The 16202-nt window shown below is 67.7% G+C and carries 13 protein-coding genes; 7 read left to right on the forward strand and 6 right to left on the reverse strand.

The genetic code is table 11. The annotated features are described in order from the left end of the window. Positions 1-100: 100 nt before the first annotated feature. A complete protein-coding gene (locus ACW5IY_RS00880) occupies positions 101-547 on the reverse strand; it encodes a 3-dehydroquinate dehydratase (RefSeq protein WP_004153636.1) in 447 nt (148 codons plus the stop codon). Between the two features lie 3 nt (positions 548-550). Then, complete coding sequence (locus ACW5IY_RS00885; RefSeq protein WP_049410017.1) at positions 551-952, reverse strand: hypothetical protein; 402 nt, start codon at positions 950-952, stop codon at positions 551-553. A gap of 257 nt (positions 953-1209) precedes the next feature. Between ACW5IY_RS00885 and lepB the strand changes: the two genes are divergently transcribed. Together lepB and ACW5IY_RS00895 are read left to right on the forward strand one after the other, a co-directional pair. Further along, positions 1210-1836, forward strand: coding sequence for a signal peptidase I (gene lepB / locus ACW5IY_RS00890; protein ID WP_049435459.1), 627 nt, complete (start codon positions 1210-1212; stop codon positions 1834-1836). A gap of 124 nt (positions 1837-1960) precedes the next feature. After that, the gene (locus ACW5IY_RS00895; RefSeq protein ID WP_049435460.1) at positions 1961-3217 is read left to right on the forward strand and encodes an MFS transporter; all 1257 of its coding nucleotides are present in this window, start codon (positions 1961-1963) and stop codon (positions 3215-3217) included. Between the two features lie 83 nt (positions 3218-3300). Here the strand turns inward: ACW5IY_RS00895 and ACW5IY_RS00900 are convergent, their stop codons facing one another. After that, positions 3301-4209, reverse strand: coding sequence for a LysR substrate-binding domain-containing protein (locus tag ACW5IY_RS00900; protein WP_049435461.1), 909 nt, complete (start codon positions 4207-4209; stop codon positions 3301-3303). Positions 4210-4522: 313 nt separating this feature from the next. After that, the gene (locus ACW5IY_RS00905) at positions 4523-5491 is read right to left on the reverse strand and encodes a LysR family transcriptional regulator (protein ID WP_024956234.1); all 969 of its coding nucleotides are present in this window, start codon (positions 5489-5491) and stop codon (positions 4523-4525) included. Between the two features lie 110 nt (positions 5492-5601). On the opposite strand from ACW5IY_RS00905, the gene aceB reads away from it, so the two are divergent. The 4 genes from aceB (at position 5602) to ACW5IY_RS00925 (ending at position 12551) form a co-directional block, all read left to right on the forward strand. Continuing rightward, positions 5602-7224 (forward strand): malate synthase A, encoded by a 1623-nt coding sequence (gene aceB / locus ACW5IY_RS00910; protein WP_049435463.1) that lies wholly within the window; start codon positions 5602-5604, stop codon positions 7222-7224. A gap of 64 nt (positions 7225-7288) precedes the next feature. Beyond that, a complete protein-coding gene (aceA, locus tag ACW5IY_RS00915; protein ID WP_019661879.1) occupies positions 7289-8590 on the forward strand; it encodes an isocitrate lyase in 1302 nt (433 codons plus the stop codon). 417 nt (positions 8591-9007) lie between these two features. Then, positions 9008-10048, forward strand: a complete 1041-nt coding sequence (locus ACW5IY_RS00920) for a GGDEF domain-containing protein (RefSeq protein WP_019337655.1) — start codon at positions 9008-9010, stop codon at positions 10046-10048. Between the two features lie 4 nt (positions 10049-10052). Beyond that, complete coding sequence (locus tag ACW5IY_RS00925) at positions 10053-12551, forward strand: putative peptide modification system cyclase (protein WP_049435465.1); 2499 nt, start codon at positions 10053-10055, stop codon at positions 12549-12551. 7 nt (positions 12552-12558) lie between these two features. On the opposite strand, the gene ACW5IY_RS00930 is transcribed toward ACW5IY_RS00925, so the two are convergent. Continuing rightward, a complete protein-coding gene (locus tag ACW5IY_RS00930; protein ID WP_010487062.1) occupies positions 12559-12855 on the reverse strand; it encodes an NHLP-related RiPP peptide in 297 nt (98 codons plus the stop codon). Between the two features lie 138 nt (positions 12856-12993). On the opposite strand from ACW5IY_RS00930, the gene ACW5IY_RS00935 reads away from it, so the two are divergent. After that, complete coding sequence (locus ACW5IY_RS00935) at positions 12994-14160, forward strand: putative peptide maturation dehydrogenase (RefSeq protein ID WP_049435467.1); 1167 nt, start codon at positions 12994-12996, stop codon at positions 14158-14160. 19 nt (positions 14161-14179) lie between these two features. On the opposite strand, the gene ACW5IY_RS00940 is transcribed toward ACW5IY_RS00935, so the two are convergent. Next, complete coding sequence (locus tag ACW5IY_RS00940) at positions 14180-16195, reverse strand: acetyl/propionyl/methylcrotonyl-CoA carboxylase subunit alpha (RefSeq protein WP_457326871.1); 2016 nt, start codon at positions 16193-16195, stop codon at positions 14180-14182. Positions 16196-16202: the final 7 nt, after the last annotated feature.

Here is a 16202-nt window from a genome sequence, read left to right on the forward strand (position 1 = left end):
CCATGCTCGGCTGATGTTTCCTGGAAAGGCAGCCGAGCATGGGCTCGGCTCTACAAAGGCGGAAAAGCCAGTCGAGCATGGCTCGACTCTACAGACAGCGTTACGTTCCCACGTGCACCCGGTTGGCCTGCTCGGCCAGTCCCAGGTGATCCAGTGCGATGTCCAGCGCCAGCACATAGCTCTGCGCGCCATAGCCGGCGGCGATGCCCAGGCGCTGGCCGACACCGGCCGGCAGGCACGGCTCGGCCACTGCGCCGTCGTCGTGCACTTCCACGTAGGCGTTGTGCAGGTAGGGCAGCAGGCGCTGCAGGCGCAGGCTGTTGGCACACGCACCCGGATCAAGCAGCGTCACCTCGCCACGGCTGTGATCAGCCACGCGCAGCGCATCCAGCAGCTCCTGTTCCGAACCGCAGGCACGGATCGCCACGCTGGTGCCGGCATCGATCGCGCGATGCACCAGCGACTTCAGTACCGGCGCCGGCAGTGGCATCGCCGTGCGGATCAACGCACCGGCCGCCTCCGGGCCGCGGATGATGAAGATCGACATGGCTCAGCCCTCCTGCGCCAGGCGGCGGCCAACGATGGCCAGCGACAACGGGTAACCGGCCTGCTGGCTGCGCTGGTCCACCACCACTGCGGCGGGGCCATGCTGCAGGCGCAGGCGTGCCTCCAGGCCGGGCTCGCTGGGCGCCTGCAGCTCGATGTACTGCGCCGGCAGCCGTTCCAGCGCCGCCTGCAGCGCGCCACCTTCGGCCTGCCATTGCGCCTCGTCGGCGGCGCCGACATCCAGCAGTACCCAGTCGGCCGAGCGCGCTTGCGGCTGGCACAGGCACTGGCGTACCTCGGACAGGCTGGCGCAGTCGCTGCACAGCACGCGATGGCCGCTCAGCTGCGCCGGCAGCTGCGGGCGCGGCGCCGACGGAGACGCGTGGCGGATCACCAGGAGGGTCATACAACACCTTGCGGAATGCGCCCTGTGGCGCGGTGGGCACACGATGCGCGTGCTGCCCGTAAAGGTGCGATGCCCGCGGCCGGGCCGGGGCGTAAAACCTGCGTAATCCTTCCTGTAGAGCCGAGCCCACGCTCGGCTGGCGTGCACCGACGCTCGAAGAGCAGCCGAGCGCGGGCTCGGCTCTACAACACGCCGGCTCGGGAACCTCTTCGGCCCGGATGTGGTCTGATGCAGCTACCACTCACCCGGAGCCTGCCATGGACGCTGTTGCCCGCCCTCCCTTTTCCGAACGCGCGCTGGCCTGGCTGAAGAAAGAGGCGCTGCCGTTGCTGGTGATGCTCGGCCTCTTGGCCGCCGCCCGCGACACCCTGGCCAACCACTACGTGGTGCCCAGCGGCTCGATGCAGCCGACCTTGCAGCCCGGCGACCGGGTGGTGGTGGACATGCGCGCCTACGGCCTGCGCCTGCCGTTCACCGCCAAGGAACTGCTGGCGACCGGCACCCCGCAACGCGGCGAGGTGGCGGTATTCGATTCGCCGGCCGACGGCACCCGCCTGATCAAGCGGGTGGCCGCGGTGGCCGGTGACCATGTGCAGCTGCACGAAGGGCACCTGAGCATCAACGGCCAGCCGCTGCAGACCGCCGACCTGCAGGACGTGGAAGCCTTCGGTGAGCGTCGCGCCCGCCTCGACCTGGACATGGGCGGTGGTCCGGACATCGCCGATCTGGTGGTGCCGGCCGGCAAGGTGCTGGTGCTGGGCGACCACCGTGGCAACAGCTTCGATGGCCGCTTCTTCGGCTTCGTCGATGCCGACAAGGTCTACGGCCGCGCCGTGGCGGTGTATTACCGCCGGGGCGCCGGCTTCGAGTGGCAGCGCCTGTAAGCTGAATTGATACTTCCTGTATATCAATCCTGACCTATCAGGTTATGGATCGACTGGATGGACGGGCCTAGTCTGAGGCCCGTTCCCTCCCACGCCCGGCCGTCCCCACCGGCCCGTTGACTCCATGACTGGCGAAACCACGGTGGCCGTCGAACGCCGCCCCCACACCGTCGACTCAGACGCCGAGACCCGCATCCAGCAGGGCACACCGGCCTTCCGCCGCACCGCGCTGGCGCTGTTCCTGGCCGGCTTCTCCACCTTCGGCCTGCTGTACACGGTGCAGCCGCTGCTGCCCGAATTCAGCCGCCACTTCGGCGTGTCCGCCGCCGGCAGCGCGATGTCGCTGTCGCTGACCACCGGCACGCTGGCGGTGGCCATGCTGCTGGCCGGCCTGCTGTCCGACGCGGTCGGCCGTCGCCCGTTGATGATCGCTGCGCTGCTGGCCTCGGCCATGCTGTCGCTGAGCACGGCGTTGGTGGATGACTGGACCACGCTGCTGGTGCTGCGCACCCTGCTCGGCCTGGCGCTGAGCGGCGTGCCGGCGGTAGCGATGACCTACCTGGTCGAGGAAATGGACAGCCGCGCGCTGGGCCTGGCGATGGGCCTGTACATCGGCGGCAATGCCATTGGTGGCATGAGCGGGCGCCTGCTGGCCGGCATCATCGCTGACCACTGGGGCTGGCGCTGGGGCATCGGCGTGGTCTCGATCATCGCGGTGGCCAGCACCGTGCTGCTGTGGCTGCAGCTGCCGCCGTCGCGCCATTTCCATCCCCGCCGTGACGGCCTGCGCCAGTTGCCGTCGCGCTGGCGCACGCTGTTCGCCGACCCGGGGCTGCCGTGGCTGTTCGCCACCTCGTTCGTGCTGATGGGCGTGTTCGTCACCCTCTACAACTACCTGGGCTACCACCTGCTGGCGCCGCCGTACCACCTCAGCCAGACCGTGGTCGGGCTGATCTTCAGCGTGTACCTGGTGGGCACCTTCAGCTCGGCGTGGATGGGCCAGCAGGCCACGCGCTACGGCCGCGGTCGCATCCTGTCGATCTCGTTCGCACTGATCGGCGCCGGCATCGCGCTGCTGGCACTGCCTTGGCTGAGCACAATGGCACTCGGCATCGCGCTGGTGACGTTCGGCTTCTTCGGCGGTCACTCGGTAGCCAGCAGCTGGGTTGGCAGCCGTGCCGGCACGATGCGCGCGGAAGCCTCGGCGCTGTACCTGTTTGCCTATTACCTGGGTTCGAGTGTGCTCGGTGCTTTAGGCGGCCTGGCCTATGCGGCGTGGGACTGGCTGGGTGTGTGCCTGTTCGCCGCCGTGCTGACCCTGATCGGCGGTGGCATTGTCTGGGCGCTGCAGCAGCGCGCCCCGCAGCCGGTGACGGCGTGATCCTACTCTGGTATAGGCCGACCTTGGTCGGCGCTGTGGTCGTGGGCCAACCAAGGTTGGCTACTACCCGGTGGGTTGCACGCTCAGCCCTCCACGAACGCCCCGCGCAGCAGCCCAGCGAAGTTGCGGATCAGCGGCGTCACCCGTTCGCGATGCCAGGCCAGCTGCACTTCCGAATGCGCGCCAGCATCGGCCAGTGCCACGAAGCGCGATCCTTCCACCCGGATGTGATCGCACGACGACGGCAGGATGGCTGCGCCCAGGCCCGCGGCGGCCAGACTGATCAGCGTCGAGGCTTCACCCGCCTCCTGCACGATGCGTGGCGTGAATCCGGCAGCCGCACACAACGCGATCATGTGGTCATGGATGCCCGCACCCGCGCTGCGGCGAAATGCCACGAACGGCTCCTGCGCGAAGTCGCGCAGCGACAGCGTTCCTTGTTTCGACAGTTTGCGCAGGGCGGGGTGGTCGGCATGCACGATCAACGCCAGCGGGTCGACGAACAGGCTGTGCGCCACCAGTTCCGGCGGCAACGCGCGCTTGCGGATGATGCCCACGTCCAGTGAACCGTCGAGCAGCGCATCGATCTGCTGCAGCGTGTTCATCTCGCTCAGCTGCAGGCGCACCTGCGGGTACTGCTGGCGGTAGCGCAGGATCGAACGCGGAATCTGCGGCGACAGCGGCGTGGCCCGGGTCAGGCCGATGTGCAGCTCACCCTGCTCGCCGCGCTGCGCGCGCTGCACCTCATCCACCGCCGTTTCCACTTGCTGCACGATGGCGCGTGCACGCTCCTGCAGCAGCTCACCGGCAGGCGTCAGCTGCACACGACGATGGCTGCGCACGAACAACCGCGCACCGATCAGTTCCTCCAGCTGCCGGATCTGCTGGCTGAGCGGCGGCTGTGACATGCCCAGCCGCTCGGCCGCCTGGCCGAAGTGCAGCGTATCGGCGACAGCGAGGAAGTAGCGCAGGTGACGGAGTTCGATGGACATGGGGCCAGTTTATTCATCGTCAGCCGGAAATGAATCAGAGATGGGATCCGATCCCGTGCCGACCAACGGTCGGCACCCACCAACAGCAGCTGGCACCAACAGCAGCGACCAACTGTCGAAGGCGGGGTGGGTCCGGTTGCGGGGGTGTGAGCGGCATGGATGCCGCGACCAAGCCCCCATGGACGGGTTCACGGCGTCCCCCGCAACCGGACCCACCCCGCCATCCCACGGAATGCCCGCTGTTGCCGTTGACGTTGCCGTTGCTTCGGCCTCTGCAGGTGCAGGGCGGCAGCCCTGCAAACCAGAACACCCCTCACCGCTCCGAATGCCCGCTCTGGTCGTAATCGCGCGGGCTGAACAACTCCGGCTGGATCAGCTCGATGAACGCCCGCGCCTGCGCCGACAGTGCCTTGCCCCGGCGCACGATCACCCCGTAACTGCGCTCCGGGAACCAGCGCTTCATCGACCGCGCCGCCAGCCGCTCGCGGTCGGCCTCGTTCAGGCACAACGCCGGCACGATGGAAATGCCCATGCCCATCGCCACGTACTGTTTGATCACTTCCCAGCCGCCCACCTCCAGCGCCACGGTGTAGGCGATGCGGTGGCGCTGGAACACCTGGTCGACCAGCCGGTAGGTGATCTGCCGCTTCGGTGGCAGCACCAGCGGATAGCGCGCGATGTCGGCCAGTTCCAGTTCGCCTCCGCTGGCCAGAGGATGGTCATGCGGGGCGATCAGCACCTGCTCGAAACGGTAGGCCGGCGCGTAGCTGAGGTCGGCCGGCACATCGGTCATCGAACCGATCGCCAGGTCGGCGGCATCCTCGCGCAGCAGGTCGGTGCCGTCGGCGCTGATCGCGTTGTGCAGGGTCAGGCGCACGTCCGGATGATGCAGGCGGAAGCGTTCGACGATCTTCGGCAGCAGGTACAGGATGGTCGAGCTGTTGGCGGCGATGTTCAGCTCGCCCGCGTCCAGGCCACGCACCTTGTCGCGGAACCGCGCCTCCAGCCCGTCCAGGTTCTCCACCAGCGGCTGTGCCATTTCGTACAGCAGCTGGCCCTCGCGGCTGGGCACCAGGCGCCGCCCGCTGCGCTCGAACAACGGCACCCCCAGCTCCCGTTCCAGCGCCTGCAACTGCAGGCTGATGGCCGGCTGGCTGACGAAAAGTGCCTCAGCCGCCCGTGAGACCGAGCCCAGGCGCACCGTCTGGCAGAACGCGCGCAGCGGCTTCAACCGGTCGGATTTGTAGGAAAAACGCGGACTTGGTGAGGGGCGCGTGGTCATGGCGTTACAAGTATTAGCACAACTTATGTAGAGCATTGCAAAAACTGTTTTGCCAAATACTCGGCCCGGGCGGCACCGTGGAGGCGTTCCCCCACCGCTGGAGTTGCCCCATGTCCGCCGTCGCTTCCGCTGTTCCCACCCCTGCCAGCAAGGCCACCCCCGGCATCGCCCTGGCGACCCACGTGGCCGGCCAGGACACCGTGCTGCCGGCGCCGCTGCTGGCCCTGCTGGTGTCGCTGCACCGTGCGGTGGAACCGGGCCGGCAGGCACGGCTGCAGGCCCGCCGCGAGCGCCAGGCGTTCTTCGACCAGGGCGGCCTGCCGGACTTCCGTGAAGACACCCTCGCGATCCGTAGCGGCGACTGGACCGTCGCGCCGCTGCCGGCCGCGCTGCAGGACCGCCGCGTCGAGATCACCGGCCCGACCGACCCGAAGATGGTCATCAACGCGCTGAACTCGGGTGCCAAGGTGTTCATGGCCGACTTCGAGGATTCGACCTCGCCGACCTGGCGCAATCTGCTGGCCGGCCAGCAGTCGCTGGCGGCGGCGGTGCGTGGTGATCTGGAATTCACCGCCGCCAATGGCAAGCACTACACCCTGCGCCCGTACGACGAACAGGCCGTGCTGATCGTGCGCCCGCGCGGCTGGCATCTGGACGAGAAGCACGTGCGCATCGATGGCCAGTTCATCGCCGGCGGCCTGTTCGACGCGGCGGTGTTCGCCTTCCACAACGCCCGCACCCTGCAGGCCAAGGACCGCGGCCCGTACTTCTACCTGCCCAAGCTGCAGAGCATGGAAGAGGCGGCGCTGTGGGAGACCGCGCTGTCGCACATCGAAGGCATGCTCGGAATGCCGCACGGCCAGATCAAGGTGACCGTGCTGATCGAAACGCTGCCGGCGGTGTTCGAGATGGACGAGATCCTGCACGCACTGCGTGACCGCATCGTCGGCCTGAACTGCGGGCGCTGGGATTACATCTTCTCGTACCTGAAGACCTTCCGCCGCCACGCCGACCGCGTGCTGCCCGAACGCGGCCAGGTGACCATGACCCAGCCGTTCCTGAAGGCGTATTCGGAACTGCTGATCCAGACCTGCCACCGCCGCGGTGCGCATGCGATGGGCGGCATGGCCGCGCAGATCCCGATCAACAACGATGCCGCCGCCAACGAACAGGCGATGGCCCGGGTGCGCGCCGACAAGCTGCGCGAAGTCACCGCCGGCCATGACGGCACCTGGGTTGCGCATCCGGCGCTGATTCCGGTGGCGATGGCCATCTTCGACGAACACATGCCCGGTGCGAACCAGCACAGCGTGCTGCGCCAGGATGTGCGCGTCGGCCGCGACGAACTGATCGCGCGGCCGCCAGGAACCATCACCCGCGCCGGCTTCGAGGGCAACGTGGAAGTCTGCGTACGCTATCTGGCGGCGTGGCTGGATGGCAACGGCTGCGTGCCGATCCATCACCTGATGGAGGACGCGGCCACCGCCGAGATCAGCCGCAGCCAGCTGTGGCAGTGGCTGCACACACCGGGCCAGCAGCTGGACGATGGCACTGCGATCGATCTGGCGCTGCTGGATTCCACCCTCTCGCAGCTGCCGGCACGGCTGGGCGATACCGCCGCGCTGCCTGGTGGTGCGCGCATCAGCGAAGCCATCGCCCTGCTCGGCGAACTGAGCCGCAGCGACGAACTGACCGATTTCCTGACCCTGCCGGCCTACGCGCGCATCGACTGACCGACTGCCCGCAAACCCGCCGTTTCCCTCCCCGCTGCACGCACGAACCGAACTGGAGAAAGACATGAGCAAGCTGCCCACTGCCGAACAGATCCAGCACGACTGGGATACCAACCCGCGTTGGGAAGGCATCCAGCGCAACTACAGCGCCGCCGACGTGGTGCGCCTGCGCGGCACCGTCCACATCGAGCATTCACTGGCCCGCCTGGGTGCGGAGAAGCTGTGGGCGTCGCTGCATGAGCGCGAGTTCGTCAACGCGCTGGGTGCGCTGACCGGCAACCAGGCCATGCAGCAGGTCAAGGCTGGCCTGAAGGCCATCTACCTGTCCGGCTGGCAGGTGGCGGCCGACGCCAACCTGGCCGGCCAGATGTACCCGGACCAGTCGCTGTACCCGGCCGATTCGGTGCCGGCAGTGGTCAAGCGCATCAACAACACGCTGCTGCGCGCCGACCAGCTGCACCATGCCGAAGGCAAGGATGACATCGACTTCCTGCAGCCGATCGTGGCCGATGCAGAAGCCGGTTTCGGTGGCGTGCTCAATGCCTTCGAACTGATGAAGGCGATGATCGAGGCCGGTGCCGCCGGCGTGCACTTCGAGGATCAGCTGGCCTCGGTGAAGAAGTGCGGCCACATGGGCGGCAAGGTGCTGGTGCCGACCCGTGAGGCGATCGAGAAGCTCAACGCGGCGCGCCTGGCCGCCGACGTGCTGGGCGTGCCGACCCTGCTGGTCGCGCGCACCGATGCCGAAGCAGCGGATCTGCTGACCAGTGACATCGACGGCAACGACAAGCCGTTCACCACCGGTGAGCGCACCGTCGAAGGCTTCTACAAGACCCGCAATGGCCTGGACCAGGCGATCAGCCGTGGCCTGGCCTATGCACCCTACGCCGACCTGGTGTGGTGCGAGACCGGCAAGCCGGATCTGGAATTCGCACGCAAGTTCGCCGAGGCGATCCATGCGAAGTTCCCGGGCAAGCTGCTGGCCTACAACTGCTCGCCCAGCTTCAACTGGAAGAAGAACCTGGACGACGCCACCATCGCGAAGTTCCAGCGCGAGCTGGGCAGCTACGGCTACAAGTTCCAGTTCATCACCTTGGCCGGCTTCCATGCGCTGAACTACGGCATGTTCAACCTGGCCCACGGCTATGCACGCCGCCAGATGAGCGCGTTCGTGGAGCTGCAGGAAGCCGAGTTCGAAGCGGCCGAGCGTGGCTTCACTGCGGTCAAGCACCAGCGCGAGGTCGGTACCGGCTACTTCGACGCGGTGACCCAGGCGATCCAGCAGGGCCAGTCGTCGACCACCGCGCTGACCGGCTCGACCGAGGAAGAGCAGTTCCACGGCGGGCGCAGCGAACGCGCTGCGTGATGCGGTAGTGCCGGCCGCTGGCCGGCAACCCGTCGATGTTCCCGAGGTCCAGATGGTTGCCGGCCAGCGGCCGGCACTACCGGGCCTCAGAGCGATCAGGGTGGCCAGGGAAGGGCCAGACAACGCCGGCCGGTCGGGGGACCTGCCGGCGTTGTTGTATCGATGCAAAGGCGCGGCCAGCAGGCAGCGTCAATCAGGCGCACCCCGTGTGCCGGCAACTTGGCCGAAACCCTGTGAAACCCGGCATCGGATTGATCCAGCAGGGGTTTTGCCCGGACACCCGTGACCAGAACGGGCCACCATCGATCTTCACATCAATCAAGATCGGCAGAAGGGTCAAAATGAGATAGGGCGCACACTTTAAAGCGGTGCTATGCTCCGCGGCTCACCAGGGGACGCTGGCGGCGGGTGCAGGGAATGACCGGCAGGGGTGCGGCCGAGAACAGTGATGTGACGTCAGGTATCGCCCGGGTGGCGATGGCCGAGATCGTGCACGCGCTGCTGTCCGCTGCCGAGGTGGCATTGTTCGCCAGATTTGCCCGTCCATGCAAGCTTCATGCCGGACAGTGGTTGTTCCAGCGTGGCCATCGCGGCGAACGGATGTATGTGATCCTCCAGGGCCAGATCGAACTGGACTTCGGCGAGGACCTGGTGATCAAGACGCTCGGCCAGCATGAGTTCTTCGGTGAGCTTGGCCTGCTGGTCGGTGATCACCTGCGCAGCGCCAGTGCACGCGCGCTGGCCGACTGCGAAGTACTGGAGCTGGGCCCGGCCGATTTCCATCGCCTGGTGGAATCCGATCCCGGCCTGGTCGCCTACTTCCTGCGGCGCACGATCATGCGCGTGCTGACCAACGAGCAGGCCCTGATCAGCCAGCTGCGCCGGCGCAACCATGATCTGGAAACCGCGCTGGACAATCTGTACATCACCACCCATCAGCTGACCCACACCCGTGAGCTGGTGCGTACCGATGAACTGACCGGGCTGCACAACCGCCGTGGCCTGACCCTGTACCTGCAGGAGTGCCGCGCCGACGGTGACGGGTTGCCGCAGGCCCTGCTGCTGATCGACTGCGACCGCTTCAAGCAGATCAATGATCGTCACGGCCACCAGGCCGGCGACCGTGTGCTGCAGAGCATGGGCAACATCCTGCGCTCGATGGCCGGTGAGCAGGACCTGGCCTGCCGCCTCGGCGGCGATGAGTTCTGCCTGATCCTGCGCCGTGGCAATCACGAGATCGTGCAGCACGCGGCCGAGTTCATCCTCAGCGCGGTGCATGGCCTGCTCGAACGCAGTCATGGCACGCCGCATGTCAGCCTGGTCAGCATCGGTGCCAGCCTGCTGGCGCCGGAGGCCGGCTGGAGCGAGTGGTATGCCAGTGCGGACCGCGCGCTGTACCAGGCCAAGCGCGATGGCGGCAACTGCCTGCGCTGGGTGGATGCTCCGGACGGCCCATAGGGAGATGCAGGCGATGAATGGCGACAACGGAACGTCAGCCCCGCATAGCCCCCAGCTACGCGCCCTGCTGTTCACCGATCTGTGTGATTCGCTGCAGCTGGTCGAGCGGATCGGCGACGTCGCGGCCGCGAGCCTGTTCCAGGAACACGACCGCCTGGTGCTGGTGTTGCAGCACCGCTGGAATGGCCAGCTGATCGATCGCTCCGACGGTCTGTTCATGCTGTTCGAGCGCGCCATCGATGCGCTCGGTTTCGCGCTGGACTACCAGTGCGAACTGCACACGCTGGGCCAGCAGCGTTCGATTGAACTGCGTGCGCGTGCCGGCCTGCATGTGGGTGACGTACTGACCTGGGACAACAGTCCCGAAGCGGTGCGCGCCGGCGCCAAGTCGATGGAAGTGGAAGGGCTGGCCAAGCCGATGGCGGCGCGCCTGATGATGCTGGCACGGCCTGGCCAGATCCTGTTGTCGGCCGTGGCCGAATCACTGACCCGCCGCGCCACCGATGCGTTGGGCGAGCGCGGCGCGCGCCTGCTGTGGAAGTCGCACGGGCGCTGGCGCTTCAAGGGCGTGCCGGTGGTGCAGGAAGTGATCGAAGTAGGCGAGATCGGCTCGGCGCCGTTGCGCATGCCGCGTGCCAATGCCAAGGCGCGCCGTGACCTGCCGCTGTGGCGGCAGCCACTGGTGCTGGCCGCTGAAGGTCTGGTACTGACGGTGGTGGTGCTGGGCGGCTGGCTGCTGCTGCGACCTGAACCGGCGATCGCGTTCGCCGAGCGCGACTGGGTGGTGCTCGGCGATGTCGACAACCTCACTGGCGACCCGATCTTCGACGACTCGATGCGGCACGCCATCCGGATTGCGCTGGAGCAGTCGCGTTACGTGAACGTGCTGTCGGAGGGCAAGATCCGCGAGAGCCTGGAAATGGCGCGGCTCTCGGGCGATACCCGGCTCAACCGCGATACCGCGGCCGAGGTGGCGGTGCGCGAGGGCGCGCGCGCCGTGTTGTTGCCGACCGTGCGGCAGAAGATTGGTGGCTATGAGCTGGCCATCGACGTCGCCGCACCCGGCACCGGCCAGGTGATCCAGACGTTCACCGCCACCGTGGATCGATCCGATCAGATGGTGTTCGCGGTGGACGACGTGGTCGGGCGCCTGCGGCGCGGACTGGGCGAATCGGTGGCGAGCCTGGAACAGTCGTTGCCGCTGCCGCGGGCATCGACCCAGGACCTGCGCGCACTGCGTGCGTTTGCCCTGGCCGAAAGCGCACTGGGCCAGCGTCGCTTCGAAGAAGCACGCAACCTCTACCAGGCGGCGATCGATATCGATCCCGGTTTCGCCCTGGCCTACATGGGCGTGGCCAAGCTGCTGGCCCGCACTGCGCAGGTTGCGGACGCGCGTGACGCGCTGGAGCACGCGCTGGCCCAGCAGCAGCGCTTGCCCGCGCGTGAGCGCCTGTACCTGAAGGGCTGGCAGGCCGAACTGGAACCCGGTGGCTGGCCGCTGGAACAGTGGCGTGCACTGGCCAAGATCTATCCGGATTCGTTTGCGGGGCTGTCCAATACCTCCTGGGGGCTGCTGCAGGACAATCGCTTCGCCGAGGCCGCGCCCTATGCGCGCGCCGCGACGGTGCCTCAGGACCCGTTGCGGCTGTATCCGATGATCCATCTGGCGCGGGCACAGTTGGGCCTCGGCCTGCCGCAGCAGGCAACGCGCACCTTGCACCAGGCACAGATGCTGCGCGGCAATGACGAGGCCGACGACCTGGATGTGGACGTGCTGGTTGCGCAGGGCCTGGACGCACAGGCACAGCAGCTGTTGATGCGGTTGCCGCGGGGGGATGACCTGCAACAGCGCATGCGCCTGCGGGCAAACCTGCTGGTGGCTGCGGAGCAGCGTGATTGCAGCAGCCTGCATGCCGCGATCGCTGCGGATGGCCCGGCACCGGATCTGATCGACTACCAGATCCATCAACGGCTGCAACACGCCACCGTGACCACGTTGTGCACGGCCGGCGATGCGAAGGAGCTTGAATCCATCGCCGCCATGCTGCGACCGCTGCTGCGGAAGAACGACGACTCCGCCGTGGGTAGCCGCAGTCTGCAGCTGCTGGCCCTGACCTATCTGGCCCAGCGCCAGGGCCAGCATGCGCTGGCCGCAGAGTGGCTGCGTGACCACGGCGAACTGCTGGAGCGGCAGCGCAGCCCTGTGGTGGGCAAGTGGCGCCGGGTTGTGCTGGCGATGGCCGAACTGGCGCAACAGCGTCCGCAAGCGGCACGCCACCTGCTCGAGCCCACCTTTGATGGCAGCGAACCGGTGCAGGCCCATGTTGTGCTGCTGCAGGCATTGCGTGCCGAGCAGGACACTGCCGGCGTGCGCCGCGAGCAGGCCTGGCTGGCCCGGCACCACGGTCAGGCCATTGCCGAGGTGGCGTCCATGCAGGTCTGGCAGCCCCTGAATGTGCACGACATCGCCACGGAGGCGACGTCGGTGCGGGTGCCGCGTTGATGCGGACTCAGGCGTTGACGCGCTCGTCGATCCGGTCGGCTTCGAAGCAGAACACCACCGTCATCGAGGCGGTTGAGGCACTCAGGTACGCATGCAGCGAATCGCGGGTGCGGCGCAGCTCCTCGACCGAAGCCAGGGTGCCGATCTTCATGCAGTCGTTCTCGCCAACGGCACCGTCCAGGCCGATCGAGGCCAGGGCCTTGCCCGGCGATGCGGTGAAGTGGTTGCGGAAGTCGTCGTTGCCGATCAGGTGGTCCAGCAGGGTGCTGGCGTCTTCGGCGGAAAGGCGGGGATGGGTGCTCATGGGGATCGTCCGTAGGTTGAGTTTCTCGTATCGGCCGCGACAGCCTGCCATTGAGGGCGGTGGCGTGCATGTCGCTAAAGTTGGCCGCGTCGCGGTCGTTGCTGCTATGCCGGTTGTGCGGCAGAAGGAAGGAAACCCATGCGCCTGCGCCGCTGCGCCAGCCTGATGTTCGAGCCCCGCGAGTCGGTCACCCTGGACCTGCGCGCGATGCTGGCCGGCCAGGCCGAGATGGACAGCCAGATCAGCTGGGTGGCCCTGGCCGCCCATCTGGACCAGCCGCTGCCGGTGGACGCCGAGGAGCGCCAGCTGCTGGGCGAGCTCAGCGCGCACCGCTGGAGCGAACCGCCGGCCGGCACCTCTCCGGCGATGCTGGCGCGCCTGGTCGAGCAGGGGCTGCTGCTGACCGACCCGCCGGATGAAGTCGGGCACCAGATGCGTGATGAGGCATTGCGACGCAGCCAGTGGTGGCCGTTGGCCGCATTGGCCCATCGCCATGCGCGCTGGCAGGCGGTGGACAGCGTGGAGGACATGCGTCGCCAGGGTCTGGATACCGCTGCCGGCCTGCGCCAGCGGCTGGGGCCGCCGCCACCGGTGGTGCAAGCCCTGCAGGGCGACTACCAGCCGCTGCCGCGCAGCGAAGAGGCCGCGTTCGACGCGCTGCTGGCGCAGCGCACGACCTGCCGCAATTTCGACCCGCAGCGTGCACTGCCATTGCCGCTGCTGGCCCAGGTGCTGCAGCGCACGCTGATGGCCCACGCGGTGCAGAAGGTCGAGCGTGATACGGAGTTCCTGAAGAAGAACGTGCCCTCCGGCGGCGGCCTGCATCCCACCGAAGGTTTCCTGCTGGTACAGAACGTGGAAGGGCTGGTACCAGGGCTGTACCACTACCACCCCGTGCAGCACGCGGTACTGCCGTTGCCCTCGCCGCCGCCCGATGCATTGCCCGCGCTGGCACGGCGGATGCTGTCCGGTCAGGAGTGGTTCGCCGATGCACCGGCGCTGCTGGTGCTGGCACCGCGGTACGACCGCTGCTTCTGGAAGTACCGCAACCACGCCAAGGCGTATCGTGCGGTGACGCTGGATGTCGGCCACATCTCGCAGCTGCTGTACCTGTGCGCGACCGAGCGTGGCCTGGCGGCATTCGTCACCGCAGCCATCAACGATGCCGATGTCGATCGTGCCTTCGGTTTCGACGGCATCGGGCAGAGCGCGATGGCCATCTGCGGCCTGGGCTGGCGCAGTGCCACGCTGGACACGGCCGAATTCGATCCTGCTGGCCGGGTGGTGGTGGGCGACGACCGCTGAGCGGTCGCCGCCGCGGCGTTCACGCCGCCTCGAAGTCCACCAGTACTGCACCGTCACCCACCTGGTCGCCGGCCTTGGCGCGGTAACCCTTCACCGTGCCGTCCGCCGGTGCCTGCAGGGTGTGCTCCATCTTCATCGCTTCCAGCACCACCAGCGGCGTGCCGCGCTTGACCTCGGTACCGGCGGCGACCAGCGTGGCGACGATCCTGCCCGGCATCGGCGCCAGCAGGCTGCCGGCATCGGCCACGGCGTGGTCCGATTCGCCCACCGGATCATGCAGGGTGAAGCGGTGCTGGCTATCGGCGCCGAACAGATACAGCTGGTCGCCCTCGCGCAGCAGCTGCAACGACCAGCGGCGCTCGCCCAGCTGCACCGTCAGGCCCTGCATATTGGCCGTGCCGATCACCTGCACCGGCGCCGCATCGTCGCACTGCACGCGCCAGCCATCGGCCTGCGCCCACACCTTCAGCGTGTGCCGGCGCTCTCCCTGCTGCAGCGGCAATACGCGCGGCGCGGACGCGCCAAGGCGCCAGCCGTCCTGCGCCTGCCACGGCGAATGCGGGTCGCGCGCATCGCTGCCGGCACCGGCAGTGCTTGCAACAGCGGCCACGGCGGCCAGCTGCCACAGGGCATCATCCGTATCGCCCGCTGCACTCAATGCCGCCTGTTCGCGTTCGATCAGCGCGGTATCCAGCTTGGCGTGCGCGAACGAATCGGTGTTCACCAGCCGGCGCAGGAAGCCGGCATTGGTGGTCACGCCCACTACCTGGCAGTCGGCCAGCGCCTGGCTCATGCGGCGCAGCGCGGCATCGCGGTCCACGTCCCAGACGATCAGCTTGGCAATCATCGGATCGTAGTACGGGGTGATGCTGTCGCCTTCCTCCACGCCGGTATCCACGCGCACATGGGCAGACGGCGCCGGCAGGCGCAGGCGGCGCAGGGTACCGGTGGAGGGCAGGAAGCCGCGGTCGGCATCTTCTGCGTACAGGCGTGCTTCGATGGCATGGCCGTGGATCGCCAGCTGCTCCTGGCGCAGCGGCAGCGGCAAGCCCGAGGCCACGCGCAGCTGCCATTCCACCAGGTCGGTGCCGGTGATGTATTCGGTCACCGGGTGCTCAACCTGAAGGCGGGTGTTCATTTCCATGAAGTAGAAATCGCCGTCCGGGCCGGCGATGAACTCCACCGTGCCGGCACCGACGTAGCCCACCGCGCGCGCGGCATCGACCGCCGCCTTGCCCATCGCCGCGCGGCGTTCGGCACTCATGCCTGGCGCCGGGGCTTCTTCCAGCACCTTCTGGTGGCGGCGCTGCACCGAGCAGTCGCGCTCGAACAGGTACACCGCATCACCGTGGGAATCGCCGAACACCTGGATCTCGATATGGCGCGGGCGCTCGACATACTTCTCGACCAGCACGTGGTCATTGCCGAACGCCGAGGCCGCCTCGCGCTGGCAGCTGGCCAGCGCATCGACGAAGTCCTCGCTGCGCTCGACCTTGCGCATGCCCTTGCCACCGCCACCGGCGCTGGCCTTGATCAGCACCGGGTAACCGATGGCGTCGGCCTGTTCGCGCAGGAAGGACGGTTCCTGCTGGTCGCCGTGGTAGCCCGGAGTCAGCGGCACGCCGGCTTTCGCCATCAATGCCTTGGCCGCGCTCTTGTCGCCCATCGCGCGGATGGCGCTGGCCGGCGGCCCGATGAAGGTGATGCCGGCGGCGGCGCAGGCATCGGCGAAGTCGGCATTCTCGGACAGGAAGCCGTAACCGGGGTGGATCGCCTGCGCGCCGGTCAGGCGTGCGGCGTCGAGCAGGGCATCGCCGCGCAGGTAACTTTCACGTGCAGCGGCCGGACCGATGTGGATGGCTTCGTCGGCCAGGCGCACGTGGCGCGCGTTGCGGTCGGCATCGGAATATACCGCCACGGTGGCGATGCCGAGGCGGCGGCAGGTGGCGATGACGCGGCAGGCGATTTCGCCGCGATTGGCGATCAGGACTTTGGTGAACATGGCAACGGGCTTCATGGGAGCGTGCTCGGTCATGGCATGG

It is taken from the genome of Stenotrophomonas sp. C-A (assembly GCF_054030835.1).

What these genes read in the sequence shown, in the direction of transcription:
- ACW5IY_RS00880 (WP_004153636.1), bottom strand. Translation starts at nt 547, where the DNA reads ATGTCGATCTTCATCATCCGCGGCCCGGAGGCGGCCGGTGCGTTGATC.
- ACW5IY_RS00885 (WP_049410017.1), bottom strand. Translation starts at nt 952, where the DNA reads ATGACCCTCCTGGTGATCCGCCACGCGTCTCCGTCGGCGCCGCGCCCG.
- lepB (WP_049435459.1), top strand. Translation starts at nt 1,210, where the DNA reads ATGGACGCTGTTGCCCGCCCTCCCTTTTCCGAACGCGCGCTGGCCTGG.
- ACW5IY_RS00895 (WP_049435460.1), top strand. Translation starts at nt 1,961, where the DNA reads ATGACTGGCGAAACCACGGTGGCCGTCGAACGCCGCCCCCACACCGTC.
- ACW5IY_RS00900 (WP_049435461.1), bottom strand. Translation starts at nt 4,209, where the DNA reads ATGTCCATCGAACTCCGTCACCTGCGCTACTTCCTCGCTGTCGCCGAT.
- ACW5IY_RS00905 (WP_024956234.1), bottom strand. Translation starts at nt 5,491, where the DNA reads ATGACCACGCGCCCCTCACCAAGTCCGCGTTTTTCCTACAAATCCGAC.
- aceB (WP_049435463.1), top strand. Translation starts at nt 5,602, where the DNA reads ATGTCCGCCGTCGCTTCCGCTGTTCCCACCCCTGCCAGCAAGGCCACC.
- aceA (WP_019661879.1), top strand. Translation starts at nt 7,289, where the DNA reads ATGAGCAAGCTGCCCACTGCCGAACAGATCCAGCACGACTGGGATACC.
- ACW5IY_RS00920 (WP_019337655.1), top strand. Translation starts at nt 9,008, where the DNA reads ATGACCGGCAGGGGTGCGGCCGAGAACAGTGATGTGACGTCAGGTATC.
- ACW5IY_RS00925 (WP_049435465.1), top strand. Translation starts at nt 10,053, where the DNA reads ATGCAGGCGATGAATGGCGACAACGGAACGTCAGCCCCGCATAGCCCC.
- ACW5IY_RS00930 (WP_010487062.1), bottom strand. Translation starts at nt 12,855, where the DNA reads ATGAGCACCCATCCCCGCCTTTCCGCCGAAGACGCCAGCACCCTGCTG.
- ACW5IY_RS00935 (WP_049435467.1), top strand. Translation starts at nt 12,994, where the DNA reads ATGCGCCTGCGCCGCTGCGCCAGCCTGATGTTCGAGCCCCGCGAGTCG.
- ACW5IY_RS00940 (WP_457326871.1), bottom strand. Translation starts at nt 16,195, where the DNA reads ATGACCGAGCACGCTCCCATGAAGCCCGTTGCCATGTTCACCAAAGTC.